Annotated in this window: 8 protein-coding genes; all 8 read left to right on the forward strand. The window is 62.0% G+C overall.

Annotation, left to right across the window (positions count from 1 at the left end; translation table 11 throughout):
• Positions 1-238: 238 nt before the first annotated feature.
• The 8 genes from rimP (at position 239) to ACFOW7_RS17690 (ending at position 13,269) form a co-directional block, all read left to right on the forward strand.
• The gene (rimP, locus tag ACFOW7_RS17655; RefSeq protein ID WP_378166807.1) at positions 239-667 is read left to right on the forward strand and encodes a ribosome maturation factor RimP; all 429 of its coding nucleotides are present in this window, start codon (positions 239-241) and stop codon (positions 665-667) included.
• Positions 668-730: 63 nt separating this feature from the next.
• Positions 731-2,209, forward strand: coding sequence for a transcription termination factor NusA (nusA, locus tag ACFOW7_RS17660; protein WP_378166809.1), 1,479 nt, complete (start codon positions 731-733; stop codon positions 2,207-2,209).
• Between the two features lie 31 nt (positions 2,210-2,240).
• The gene (infB, locus tag ACFOW7_RS17665; RefSeq protein ID WP_378166811.1) at positions 2,241-5,063 is read left to right on the forward strand and encodes a translation initiation factor IF-2; all 2,823 of its coding nucleotides are present in this window, start codon (positions 2,241-2,243) and stop codon (positions 5,061-5,063) included.
• Between the two features lie 115 nt (positions 5,064-5,178).
• On the forward strand, positions 5,179-5,553 hold the full coding sequence (gene rbfA, locus ACFOW7_RS17670; RefSeq protein ID WP_378166813.1) for a 30S ribosome-binding factor RbfA: 375 nt from the start codon (positions 5,179-5,181) through the stop codon (positions 5,551-5,553).
• On the forward strand, positions 5,534-6,460 hold the full coding sequence (gene truB / locus ACFOW7_RS17675; RefSeq protein ID WP_378166815.1) for a tRNA pseudouridine(55) synthase TruB: 927 nt from the start codon (positions 5,534-5,536) through the stop codon (positions 6,458-6,460). The genes rbfA and truB overlap by 20 nt, the downstream gene beginning before the upstream one ends.
• 89 nt (positions 6,461-6,549) lie before the next feature.
• On the forward strand, positions 6,550-6,816 hold the full coding sequence (rpsO, locus tag ACFOW7_RS17680; protein ID WP_378166818.1) for a 30S ribosomal protein S15: 267 nt from the start codon (positions 6,550-6,552) through the stop codon (positions 6,814-6,816).
• A gap of 272 nt (positions 6,817-7,088) precedes the next feature.
• Positions 7,089-9,242 (forward strand): polyribonucleotide nucleotidyltransferase, encoded by a 2,154-nt coding sequence (gene pnp / locus ACFOW7_RS17685; protein WP_378166820.1) that lies wholly within the window; start codon positions 7,089-7,091, stop codon positions 9,240-9,242.
• A gap of 796 nt (positions 9,243-10,038) precedes the next feature.
• Positions 10,039-13,269, forward strand: coding sequence for a sensor domain-containing protein (locus ACFOW7_RS17690; protein ID WP_378166822.1), 3,231 nt, complete (start codon positions 10,039-10,041; stop codon positions 13,267-13,269).
• Positions 13,270-13,360 lie beyond the last annotated feature (91 nt).

Here is a 13,360-nt window from a genome sequence, read left to right on the forward strand (position 1 = left end):
TGGCCGCCGCAACGACCTCGGTCCGGGGAAATTCTATATAAATCGTTCGGCGGGAATGTACCGGAATCGCGCGGCGCAAGCCAAGTCCTAGCGAGCGCCTGCTCGGGTTTTGCTGCGTCGCTATCTAGGCATTCCGTTCAATGCAATAACTTGATAGAATTACGAAGATTTTCGATTCTTAGTTTTCTAGGATGGGCTCAACGGCCCATTTTTTATTTCCGCTTCGCGCGGGGGCAAGATGGATTTGCAAGGTCTTTTGGAAAGCACGCTGCCGGGGATGGGTTACGAACTGGTCGACCTGGAGTTGGCCCACAACGGCCTGGTACGCGTGTTCATCGACAAGTCCGAGGGCATCACCCTCGATGACTGTGTGACGGTCAGCAATCACCTGACCCATCTGTTTACGGTCGAGAATATCGACTACGAGCGGCTGGAAGTCTCGTCGCCCGGTCTCGATCGGCCTCTGAAGAAAGAGGCCGATTTCGTCCGTTTCGCCGGCCAGCAGGTCAAAATCAAGCTGCGCCTGCCGCTTGACGGTCGCAAGAACATCCAGGGTGAACTCAGGGGGATGCTCGATGGCGCCGTACAGGTGGCGACCGGCCCTGAGTCCATTGTGTCGATCCCGCTGACCCAGATCGATAAGGCCCGGCTGGTGCCTCAGTTCTGAGCACGGAGCGGATCAAGGGATTGGGCGACTGCCCGACGGAATTTGGCTGGAGGTATGCGAAAAATGAGTCGTGAGATCCTGTTGCTGGTCGACGCTCTGGCACGCGAAAAAAACGTGAGCCAGGACATCGTATTCAGCGCTCTGGAAATGGCGCTGGCGTCGGCTACCAAGAAGCGCTTCACCGATGAGGTGGACGTGCGCGTTTCCATCGACCGCCAGACGGGCGATCACGTCAGCTTCCGTCGTTGGGAAGTGGTCGAGGATAACGATCACGAAGAGCCGTCGCGCCAACTGGCGATTACCGATGTGCTCGAAAAGAACCTGAAACTCGAGATCGGCGACTTCTACGAAGAGCCGCTTGAACCGGTCGAATTCGGCCGTATCGGTGCCCAGACGGCCAAGCAGGTCATTTTGCAGAAGATCCGCGACGCTGAGCGCGAGCAGATTCTCAATGACTTCCTGCAACGGCGCGAACACCTGGTGACAGGCACGATCAAGCGCATCGAGCGCGGCAATGCCATCGTCGAGGTCGGCAAGCTCGAAGCCAAGCTGCCGCGCGAACATATGATCCCGAAGGAAAACCTGCGGGTTGGCGATCGGGTCCGCGCTTATCTGCTCAAGATCGACCGCGACGGTCGTGGCGCCCAACTGGTGCTGAGCCGTACCGTTCCCGAATTCATCATGAAGTTGTTCGAACTCGAGGTACCCGAGATCGAGGAAGGCCTGATCGAGATCAAGGCCGCTGCCCGCGATCCCGGTGCCCGAGCCAAGATTGCCGTCAAATCCAACGATCAGCGTGTCGATCCGCAAGGTACTTGCATCGGTATGCGTGGATCGCGGGTACAGGCAGTGACGGGCGAGCTGTCCGGCGAGCGCGTCGATATCGTGTTGTGGTCCTCCGACCCGGCCCAGTTCGTGATCGGTGCGCTGGCGCCGGCCGAGGTCAATAAGATCATGGTCGATGAGGACAACCACAGCATGGATGTGGTGGTGGACGAGGACAACCTCGCCATGGCCATTGGGCGCGGCGGCCAGAACGTGCGTCTCGCCTCCGAACTGACCGGCTGGAACCTCAATATCATGACGGTCGAGGAAGCCGAGCAGAAGCATCAGGTCGAGTTCTCGCGCGTGCGTGAACTCTTTATGGCCGCGCTGGATGTCGATGAGGAACTGGCCGACGTGCTGGTGCAAGAAGGCTTCTCGACGCTGGAAGAGGTGGCCTACGTACCGATCCAGGAAATGCTCGATATCGAAGGCTTCGATGAGAGCATCGTCAATGAATTGCGCAGTCGCGCCCGCGATGCCCTGCTGACCCAGGCCATCGTCAAGGAAGAACAGGTCGAGCATGGCGCTGAAGAGCTGCTGGGACTCGACGGTATGACCCAGGAAATCGCTCGTGCCCTAGCCGCCAATGGCGTGGGGACGCGCGACGATCTGGCCGAGCTTGCCGTCGATGAACTGACCGAGATGACCGGTATGGATGCCGACTCGGCCAAGCAACTCATCATGACCGCTCGCGCCCACTGGTTCGAGCAACAGTAAGGACGCGCCCGCTCGTCTGACAGGAGAAAGAATGACCCAGCTGAACGTGAGCCAATTCGCGGCCGAACTGAAGATGCCGCCGGAACAGCTCTTGGAACAATTTCGTGCCGCAGGCGTGGATAAACGCAGCGCGGCCGATCCGCTGACCGAGGCCGACAAGGCCCGGCTGCTGGATTATCTGCGCCGTATGCATGGCCAGAACGACGAAAAGCAGCGGATTACACTGGCGCGCAAGCAGACCACCGAGATCCGCAAATCAGACGCTACCGGCAAGGCCCGTACCATCCAGGTCGAGGTCAAGAAGAAGCGGGTAGTGCTGGCCAACGATGTGATGCCGGTGTCCGCTGAAGAACCGGCAGAAGAGCCGGTCGAAGCAGTCGTCGAGCCGGTGCAGGAACTGGCCCCGATCGAGCCGCCGGCACCCGAGCCGGTGGTCGAGGTGGTGCCCGAGCCCGAACCGCTGCCCGAGCCGGAACCCGAGCCTGAGCCGGAACCCGAACCGGTGGTCGCCCCGGAAGTGGAAGCCGAACCGGCAGCCGAAGCCAAGCCGGAACAGTCCGCTCCATCGCCGACCCCTCTGTCGCGTGCAGCGGTGCTGGGCGCCGCCGAGCTGGCCCAGCGCGAGATCGAGGCTCGTCGGCAGCAGGAGCTGCTGGCCCGTCAGGCTGCCGAATTCAAGGCCAAGCAAGAACGCGAACAAGCGCGCCGCCGCGCTGCCGAGCAGGCCGCCCAGGCCAAGCTGGCCCCGCCGGCACCCGCCCCGGCCCCGGCTGCGGCTCCGACGGGCAAGCTGAGCGCACCGGCCAAGCCTGCGGCGAAAACCGCGGCGACCGACCATACCCTGCATAAGCCGCAACCCAAGCCTGCGACCGAGCAGAAACCGGCTACCCCGGCGCCCAAGCCCGAGAGCAAGGAAGCCAAGAAAGACGCCAAGAAGGAAGTCAAGAAGGAAGGTTGGAACGAAGGCGCCAACCGCCGTGGCGGCCTGAAGACCCGTGGCGGTGATACTTCCGTTGGTGGCTGGAAATCCAAGAAGGGCGGCAGCAAGCACAAGGGCAATGACAGTGCGCATGGCTTCCAGGCGCCGACCGAGCCGGTGGTGCGTGAAGTGCTGGTGCCCGAGACCATCTCGGTGGCCGATCTGGCCCATAAGATGGCGGTCAAGGCCGTTGAAGTGATCAAAGTGCTGATGAAGATGGGCATGATGGTCACGATCAACCAGGTGCTGGACCAGGAAACGGCCATGATCGTGGTCGAGGAAATGGGCCACAAGGCCACCGCCGCCAAGACCGACGATCCGGAAACCTATCTCGACGCCACCGCTGAAGCGGCTGAGCACGAGATGACCACCCGGCCGCCGGTCGTGACCGTGATGGGTCACGTCGATCACGGTAAGACCTCCTTGCTCGACTATATCCGGCGCGCCAAGGTGGCTGCCGGCGAAGCGGGCGGGATTACCCAGCATATCGGTGCCTACCATGTCGATACGCCACGCGGTGTAGTCACCTTCCTCGACACCCCGGGTCACGAGGCGTTTACCGCCATGCGAGCCCGTGGTGCCAGCGCGACCGATATCGTGATTCTGGTGGTGGCTGCCGACGATGGCGTAATGCCCCAGACCATCGAAGCGATCCACCATGCCAAAGCGGCCAAGGTGCCCATCGTGGTGGCGGTCAACAAGATCGACAAGCCCGAAGCCAACCCGGAAAAGATCCGCCAGGAACTGGTGGCCCACGAAGTGGTGCCGGAAGACTGGGGTGGCGACGCCATGTTCATCGATGTCTCGGCCAAGACCGGCCAGGGTATCGACGATCTGCTCGAAGGCATCCTGCTACAGGCCGAAGTGCTGGAACTGCGTGCTCCGGTCGATGCGCCGGCCAAGGGCATCATTATCGAAGCCCGTCTCGACAAGGGCCGTGGTCCGGTAGCGACCATGCTGGTGCAGTCGGGTACGCTGCGTAAGGGTGATGTGGTGCTGGCCGGTGCCGTATTCGGCCGGGTCCGTGCCATGCTGGACGAATCGGGTCGGCCGATTACCGAAGCCGGTCCGTCGATCCCGGTGGAAATCCAGGGTCTGTCCGACGTCCCCAATGCCGGCGAAGACGCCATGGTGCTGACTGACGAGCGCAAGGCGCGTGAAATCGCCCTGTTTCGTCAAGGCAAGTTCCGTGATGTGCGACTGGCCAAGCAGCAGGCCGCCAAGCTGGAAAACATGTTTGCCCAGATGGCCGAAGGCGAGGTCCAGACCCTGCCGCTGATCATCAAGGCCGACGTGCAGGGTTCGTTCGAAGCGCTGAGCCACAGCTTGCAAAAGCTGTCCACCAACGAAGTGCGGGTCAACATCCTGCACTCGGGCGTTGGCGGCATCACCGAGTCGGACGTCAACCTGGCGCTGGCCTCGAAGGCGGTGATTATCGGCTTCAACGTGCGGGCCGACTCGGCTGCACGCAAGCTGGCCGAATCCGAAGGGGTTGATCTGCGCTACTACAACATCATCTATGACGCCGTAGACGATGTGAAAGCTGCCCTGTCGGGCATGCTGGCCCCCGAGAAGAAAGAACAGATCATCGGTCTGGTCGAGATCCGTCAGGTGTTCCATGTGTCCAAGGTGGGCGCAGTGGCCGGCTGTCTGGTTCTCGACGGCGTGGTCAAGCGTGGCGCCGGCGTGCGTCTGCTGCGCAACAACGTGGTGGTGCACCAAGGCGAGCTGGAAAGCCTCAAGCGCTTCAAGGATGACGTCAAGGAAGTCAAGGCCGGCTACGAATGCGGTCTGCAACTGAAGAACTACAACGACATCCAGGAACGCGACCAGCTCGAAGTGTTCGAAATCGTCGAAGTGGCCCGCACGCTCTGATCGCGGCCGGCCATACCGCCTCGGGGAGGGGGAAGAGCGAGGGGAGGGGCGACAGCCCCGTCCTTCCTTCTTCCCCCTTCCCGTTTACCTATTCACGACCAGGATTCGTTTCACTATGCCCAAGGATTTTTCCCGGTCCGACCGGGTAGCCCAGCAGATCCAGCGTGAGCTGGCCGAACTGCTGCAAATGGAAATCAAAGACCCGCGTCTGGGCTTCGTCACCCTGACCGGGGTCGAAGTCAGCCGCGATATGAGTCATGCCAAGGTGTTCTATACGGTGCTCAACGGCGACGGCGAGGAAACCCGCCGCATCCTGCAACGCTCGGCCGGCTTCCTGCGCAGTGAGCTGTCGCGCCGGATCAAGCTGTTCAAGATGCCGGAGCTGCATTTCGACTACGATCATTCGGTCGAGCGCGGCCTCAGCCTCGACAAACTGATCGATGAAGCCGTCAAGACCCGTGCCGCCGACGATGACAGCGAAGCGCAGTAAACGTCGTCTCGATGGCGTGCTGTTGTTCGACAAGCCGATCGGTATGTCGAGCAACCAGGCACTCCAGAAGGCACGTTGGCTGTTCTGTGCCGAAAAGGGTGGTCATACCGGCGTGCTCGACCCCCTGGCCACCGGCTTGTTGCCGCTGTGCTTTGGCGAGGCGACCAAGTTTGCCCAGCGCATGCTCGATGCCGACAAGCGCTACATCGCCACCGTGCGGCTTGGTATGACCACGACCACCGGCGATGCCGAAGGCGAGGTGGTGCTCAATCGACCGGTGGCGGTGACGCCGACGGCGTTGACAGCCGCCCTGGCCGGTTTCGTCGGCCCGATCGAGCAGACGCCGCCGATGTATTCGGCGCTCAAGCATCAAGGCAAGGCGCTCTACGAGTACGCCCGCGACGGTATCGAGATCGAACGGGCGGCGCGGTCGGTAACGATCTATGCCATCGAACTGCTCGAGTTCGACGGCGCTGCTACCTTCCGTATCGATGTGCGTTGTAGCAAGGGAACGTATATCCGTACCCTGGCCGAAGACGTTGGCGAAAAACTCGGCTGCGGCGCTCATCTGATCGGTCTGCGCCGCACCGAAACGGCGGGTTTCCGGCTGACCGAGGCGGTGACGCTGGAAGCGCTCGAAGCCATGAGCGAGGCCGAACGCGATGCCTTGTTATTGCCTCCCGACGCGCTATTGGCCGATCTGCCCGAACTCACGCTCGATGCCGCCCTGACGGCCCGAATGCGTCATGGAATGTCCGTGCGCTATCCGGGTAAAAGTGCGATAATCCCGGCCTTGCGTCTGTACGGTGACGTCGGCGACGGAAGTCGCTGTTTTCTCGGTCTGGGCGAACTGACCGAGGACGAAATCGTCCATCCACGCAGATTGCTATCGACCATCGTCGCCTGATGGTCGAAATTTTGAGGAGTCGGGAGGGGTCAAGGCTCGCCCGGCTTGTCCGCGCCACCAGGCGCACCGTAACTGGAGTTTGTAGAAAAATGATCACCGTCGAACAAAAAGCTGAGATCGTCAAGCAGTACCAACGCGCTGCTGGTGATACCGGTTCCCCCGAAGTGCAAGTCGCCCTGTTGACCGCTCGGATCAACGACCTGACCGCCCACTTCAAGGCCAACCAGAAGGACCACCACAGCCGTCGCGGTCTCCTGAAGATGGTGAGCCGTCGTCGCAAGCTGCTCGACTACTACAAGCGCACTAACCTCGAAGGCTACCGCGAGCTGATCGCCCGCCTGGGTCTGCGCAAGTAAGCATCACCAAAAGTCGCGGGAAACCGCGACTTTTTTGTTTTATACATAAGACGTTCTTCGCTCTTCCCGCAGCTTCTCCACATTTTTTATGTTGCGCACGTTCAGTGATTCCAGCGGCGTGCGCTGTCCACGGACCGGACGACCCCGGCACGCTGCCTCCCCTGGGAGCAGCGCGCGCGATCGGCCGGCCGGTAGTCGGCTGGAATCCCGGTGTCCGCGCCAGCGGAGTTCAGCGCGCCGGACGGCTACTCGTCGCCGACGCTGACGGCGGCATGTCGTGTGAAAAAAAGGACAGACGCGTGTTCAATCGCATCCAGAAATCGTTTGCCTATGGCAAACACACTGTCACCTTCGAAACTGGCGAGATTGCCCGCCAGGCCTCCGGCGCCGTGATGGTGTCGATGGACGATACCGTGGTGCTCGTCACCGTGGTAGGCGCCAAGAATGTCAAACCCGGTCAGGATTTCTTCCCGCTGACCGTCGATTATCAGGAACGCACCTACGCCGCCGGCAAGATCCCAGGCGGCTTTTTCAAGCGTGAAGGCCGGCCTTCGGAAAAGGAGATCCTGACTTCGCGTCTGATCGATCGCCCGATCCGCCCGCTGTTCCCTGATGGCTTCTACAACGAAATCCAGATCGTCGCCACCGTGTTGTCGGTCGATCCGGAAATCGATCCCGATATCCCCGCCATGCTGGGTGCCTCGGCTGCGCTCGCCATCTCGGGCGTGCCGTTCCAGGGCCCGATCGGCGCTGCCCGCGTCGCCTATATCGACGGTCAGTATGTGCTCAACCCCTCGGCCAGCGAACTCAAGGTCAGCGAGCTTGACCTGGTGGTCGCCGGTACCGAGCAAGCCGTGCTGATGGTCGAATCGGAAGCCAAGCAACTGCCCGAAGCCGTGATGCTGGGCGCCGTGGTGTTCGGCCACGAACAGATGCAGGCTGCGATCAAGGTGATCAACGAGCTGGCCGACGAAGTCAACCCCGAACTATGGGACTGGGCTGCTCCGGCCCAGGACGAGGCGCTGCAGGCCCGTATCGCCGAGCTGGCCGAAGAAGGTCTGAAGCAGGCTTTCCGCATTCCCAAGAAGTCCCTGCGCTCGCAAAAGATCAACGAAGTCTGGGATGGCGTCGCCGCAGCCCTGATCAACGAAGAAACCGATACCACCACCGCCAACCAGATCAAGGATATCTTCCACGGTCTGGAGGCCCGGATCGTGCGTAACCAGATCCTCGACGGCTACCCGCGTATCGACGGTCGCGATACCCGCACCGTGCGTCCGATCGTGATTCGCTCGGGCGTGCTGCCGCGCACCCACGGCTCCGCCCTGTTCACCCGTGGTGAAACCCAGGCACTGGCCGTGGCGACACTGGGCACCAAGATGGACGAGCAGATCATCGACGCGCTCACTGGCGAATACAGCGAGCGCTTCATGCTGCATTACAACTTCCCGCCCTACTCGACCGGTGAAACCGGCCGCGTCGGTGCCCCGAAGCGCCGCGAAATCGGCCACGGCCGTCTGGCCAAGCGTGCTCTGGTGGCCGTGCTGCCGACCCCGGAAGAGTTCAGCTACTCGATGCGCGTGGTGTCGGAAATCACCGAATCGAACGGCTCCTCCTCGATGGCCTCGGTCTGCGGCGGCTGCCTCAGCCTGATGGACGCCGGTGTGCCGCTCAAGGCCCATGTGGCCGGTATTGCCATGGGTCTGATCAAGGAAGGCAACCGCTTTGCCGTGCTGTCCGACATCCTCGGCGACGAAGATCACCTGGGCGATATGGACTTCAAGGTGGCCGGTACCGAGAACGGTGTCACTGCCTTGCAGATGGATATCAAGATCAACGGTATCACCAAGGAAATCATGCGCGTGGCCCTTGACCAGGCCAAGGAAGGTCGCATGCATATCCTCGGCCTGATGCGCGAAGCGATGGGCGGCCACCGTGCCGAAGTCAGCCAGCACGCCCCGCGCCTCTACACCATGAAGATCAATCCGGAAAAGATCCGTGATGTGATCGGCAAGGGCGGCGCCGTGATTCGTGCCATCACCGAAGAGACCGGTACCACCATCGATATCCAGGACGACGGCGTGATCACCATCGCCAGCGTGTCTTCGGAAGGCGCCGATGAAGCCCGTCGCCGTATCGAGCAGATCACCGCCGAACTCGAAATCGGCAAGGTCTACGAAGGCACCGTGGTCAAGATTCTCGACAAGAACGTGGGCGCCATCGTCCAGGTCCTGCCGGGCAAGGACGGTCTGGTCCATGTGTCGCAGATCGCCAATGAGCGCGTCAACAACGTCGCCGATTACCTCAAGGAAGGCCAGCAGGTCCGGGTCAAGGTGATCGAGCAGGACGAAAAAGGCCGCGTCCGTCTGTCGATCAAGGCCGTCCTGAACGACGAGGCTCCCCCGCCTGCCGAAACGCAGGAGTAATCCTGCCCCGGCATCCAAGCCCATCGACCGCAGGGTGCGTCAGACCGAAGGTCGTCACGCACCGCTGTGTCCGATCTCACTGCGGTGAGTGACGGACACGGAAGCCGGTCAAAGCCTGCGATGCCCATGGGGATACGGCTGCGTTTTCCGCCGTTCAATGCCAGTCAGCCCTGCTGACTGGCATTTTTCATGATGGAAGACGAAAAGACGCGCGAGGAAGAGGAGGGCGGGCCGGCAAATGCTCCTCGCTGAAAAATGCAGGAGCGAGTCATCCCGTTGCAGCCTCCAGACCTGTCGATCGTAGGGGGCGTTAGACCGAAGATCGTAAGGCACCGCTGTGTCCGATCTCGCTGCGGTGAGTGACGGAGGCAGAAGCCGGTCAGCGCCTGCGATGTCAATCGGGAGACGACTGTGTGCTCCACCGTTCAGTGTCTTTCATGATGGGAGACAAAAGGGAGCAGGGAGGAGAGGCGGACGGGCCGGTAAGTGCGCGTCACTCAAAAAGCTGGGGAAAATAAATGTTTTACGCATAATATATGCTAATTAATTAGCCAAATATAAAGAAAAAATATAAAAATACGCAGTATCCGCTTCCAGCAGTACCTAATCTCCTTCCCCGCTCTCCCCCGCTGATTCCCCACCAAAGAACCCGCGCTTTTCTCATATAAAGCAAAGGTTTGCGCAAAGCAGGGGGCTGACCAATACTGCAAGCACGTCTTTGCCCGGCGCCCGCTCCATGGTTGTCAGCTCCCCTCCGCGCCCTACCTCATTGCCGGGAACCACCTACTGGTTATCGTTGCCGCTACTGTGGCTGGCGGGCCTGCTGCTGCCGGTGTTGCCCATGGTGCTCGGGCCGGCGCTGGTGTTGTGGTGGGGACCGCGCGTCCTGCCGGCGCTGTGGCTCCATGGTGCTTGGATGGCCGATAGCGCCGAGCCGTGGCGCTGGTTTGGTTCCGGGATGGCCGAAGCGTTGCCGGCCGGTCTGGCTGCCTGGATTTTTCTGCGTCACTGCGGCGGAGAGGCGGCGCTGACGCAGCGGCGTGATCTGCTGCGTTTTATCGGCTTTGCCTGTCTGATGCCGCTGGCCCTGGGTTGCATGCTGGACGCGCTATGTCGGCCGGCCGCAGCGCAACAGGGTTGGCCGGCGTTGCTGGTCTGGCGGCTGCTGTTGCTATGCGTAGTGGTGGTGCCGTTGCTGTCGTTGAGCAGCGCTGCCTTGGCACGACGCGGCTGGAGTCGTCTGGCCAGCCATGAGCGGGTCCGCTTCGAGCGCATTCGAGGCTGGCGCCGGCTCGAATTGCTGTTGTGGCTGGCCCTGCCGCTGCTGCTTGGCTATTGGTTGCCGCTGACCGAGTACTACTACGGTTATGGTCTGCTGCCACTGCTGGTCGCCCTGCGCTTTGGCAGCGCCGGCGCGCTGCTGGCCAATGGCTGGCTGGCTTGGCTGATCCTGACGCCACTGGTGCAGCATGGGCCGGCTGACAGCGAACTCGACGTCGTGGTCTGGCTGGCCTCGACCAGCTTTATCGCCCTGGTCTGTGGCAGCACCATCGACAGTCTGCGCCGGGCGGCGATGGCGCAACGGGCCAGTGCTGCCGAACTGGCAGCCGCCGAGCGCGGTCTGCGCCGTTATCGCCAGATGGTGGAAAGCAGCGCCGATCTGATGAGCTTTATCGATCGTGACGGCTATTACCGGATCGCCAATCCGGCGCTGTGCCGCAGCCTCGACCTGCCCTCCTCGGCCCTGATCGACCGGCCGCTGGTGGAAGTCTGGGGCGAAGACCATGTTGCCCGTTACCAGACGCTGCTTGATCGGGTCATGCAGGGCGAGCATCTGGACTTCCAGGTCTGGACCCAGCTTCCCGGCCGTGGCCGCTGCTTTCTCGATGTCCATTACGACCCCTACCGTGACGAACAGGGTCTGATCGTCGGCATGCTGGTGACTTCGCGCGACCTGACCAAGGAAGCGCGGCTGACCGAACTGTTGCAGCAGACCCAGCGGCTTGCCGGGGTGGGGGGATGGGAATATCTGCCCGACAGTGGGGTCTGCCTGTGGAGCGAGGAACTGTTTCGCCTGCTGGGGCTGGATCGCCAGACCGAACCGAGTCTGGCGGCCATCGGCGACTGTCTGGGGCTGGTGAGCCGGGGAATATGGGAGGAAGCGGTGCGGGAGGCACTGGCCAATGGCCGGCCCTTCGATCTGGAACTGGAACGACTGGTCCGCGGCCGGGAAGCGCAGATGCTGCGTATGACTGCCCAGCCGCTCTATGACGGCGAAGCAATGGTGCGGCTGATCGGCGCCTGCCAGGATGTCACGGCCCACCGGGCGGCGGAGGCCAACTGGCGGCTGGCGGCCCAGGTGTTCTCGACCAGTCAGGAGTCGATCCTGATTACCGATGCCAACCGCCGGATCGTCCTGACCAACGATGCCTTCAGCCGGGTCAGCGGTTATACGGCCGAGCAGGCCCTGGGGCGGGAGCCGGATTTCCTGCTGGCCCAGATCGAAGACGACGAGGCGCGTATCGCACGCTGGCAGTTGGTCGAGGCGGGCAACCCATGGCAGGGCGAGTTATGGCAGCGCCGGCCCGATATAGGCACCTACCCGGTCTGGTGCAGCATCACCCCAGTCTTCGACCCGGCGCAGCGGCTGACCAACCATATCGTGATGTTTACCGATATCAGTGCCCGCCGGGCGGCCGAGGCACAGGTCGAGCATCTGGCCCACTACGATGCGCTGACCGATCTGCCCAACCGAGTGCTGTTCAGCGACCGCGCCACCCAGGCGCTCACCGCGGCGGCGCGCAGTGGCCGGCGAGTGGCGCTGCTGTTTATCGATCTCGACCGTTTCAAACATATCAACGATTCGCTCGGCCATGGCGTCGGCGACGAGGTGCTGCGTCAGGTGTCCACCCGGCTGCGCTGGTGCCTGCGCGGCAGCGATACAGTAAGCCGGCTGGGTGGCGACGAGTTTGTGGTGCTGTTGCCCGAGCTCAATGACTGCGACGACGCGGCGGCTGTGGCGAGCAAGATTCTCGATACCACCGCCTGGCCTTTCCAGGTCGAGGGCCATGAACTGTCGGTGACGCCTTCGATCGGCATCGCCCTCTACCCTGATCATGGCGAGGATCTCGACGCCTTGCTCAAATGCGCCGATACCGCCATGTACCACGCCAAATCGAGCGGTCGAAACAATTACCAGTTCTTTGCCCCGGCGCTGCGCAGCTATGGCTTTGAGCTGCTGCAGTGGGAAGCGGCCTTGCGCCGGGCCATCGAGCGACAGGAATTCGTGCTTCATTACCAGCCACAGGTATCGCTGGGCAGCGGCGCCCTGATCGGGGTCGAGGCATTGGTGCGCTGGCACCATCCCGAACATGGACTGGTGGCGCCCGATCGTTTTATTCCGCTGGCCGAGGAGTCGGGCCTGATCGTGCGGCTCGGGGAATGGGTGCTGCGCGAAGCCTGCCGGCAGAACCGTGCCTGGCAGATGGCCGGGCTCGCGTCGGTTCCGGTGGCGGTCAATCTGTCGGCGCAGCAGTTCCGGCAGGATATCTGCGCCCTGGTCGCCGCTGCGCTCGACGAGAGTCAATTGGACCCGGCCTGTCTCGAACTCGAATTGACCGAACGGGTGCTGATGGACGACGAGGTGCTGAGCACGCTCCAGGCACTCAAGCGCATGGGGGTGGGCCTGTCGATCGACGACTTCGGCACCGGCTATTCCTCGCTGGGCTATCTGAAACGTTTTCCGCTCGACCGGCTCAAGGTCGATCGCTCCTTTGTGGCCGATATCGGCCAGGATGGCGATGACGAGGCCATCGTCCAGGCGATTGTTCAACTGGGCCGCACACTGCGCCTGCGGGTGGTGGCCGAAGGGGTGGAAGCCTGGCGGCAATGGCGCTTTCTGGCGGCGATCGGTTGTGACGATGTGCAAGGCTTCCTGACCGGACGGCCGGTCGAGGCGGGGGAACTCGAACGGCTGTGGCGTGCCTGGCGACCGGCTGAATGGTTGCAGCACCACAGCAAGAATTAAGAAAGTATTTATTTTTTGTTATTTGGCGCTATCTGTCTTGCAATCATATTACCTATATTTTTATTTTTGGCTTGACGCGTCCCATGGCGGC

The sequence above is a fragment of the Chitinimonas lacunae genome (genome assembly GCF_042650885.1).
Lineage (GTDB): Bacteria > Pseudomonadota > Gammaproteobacteria > Burkholderiales > Chitinimonadaceae > Chitinimonas_A > Chitinimonas_A lacunae.

Coding starts and splice junctions, on each gene's coding strand:
- infB (WP_378166811.1), top strand. CDS start 2,241: ATGACCCAGCTGAACGTGAGCCAATTCGCGGCCGAACTGAAGATGCCG.
- rpsO (WP_378166818.1), top strand. CDS start 6,550: ATGATCACCGTCGAACAAAAAGCTGAGATCGTCAAGCAGTACCAACGC.
- pnp (WP_378166820.1), top strand. CDS start 7,089: ATGTCGTGTGAAAAAAAGGACAGACGCGTGTTCAATCGCATCCAGAAA.
- truB (WP_378166815.1), top strand. CDS start 5,534: ATGACAGCGAAGCGCAGTAAACGTCGTCTCGATGGCGTGCTGTTGTTC.
- rbfA (WP_378166813.1), top strand. CDS start 5,179: ATGCCCAAGGATTTTTCCCGGTCCGACCGGGTAGCCCAGCAGATCCAG.
- nusA (WP_378166809.1), top strand. CDS start 731: ATGAGTCGTGAGATCCTGTTGCTGGTCGACGCTCTGGCACGCGAAAAA.
- rimP (WP_378166807.1), top strand. CDS start 239: ATGGATTTGCAAGGTCTTTTGGAAAGCACGCTGCCGGGGATGGGTTAC.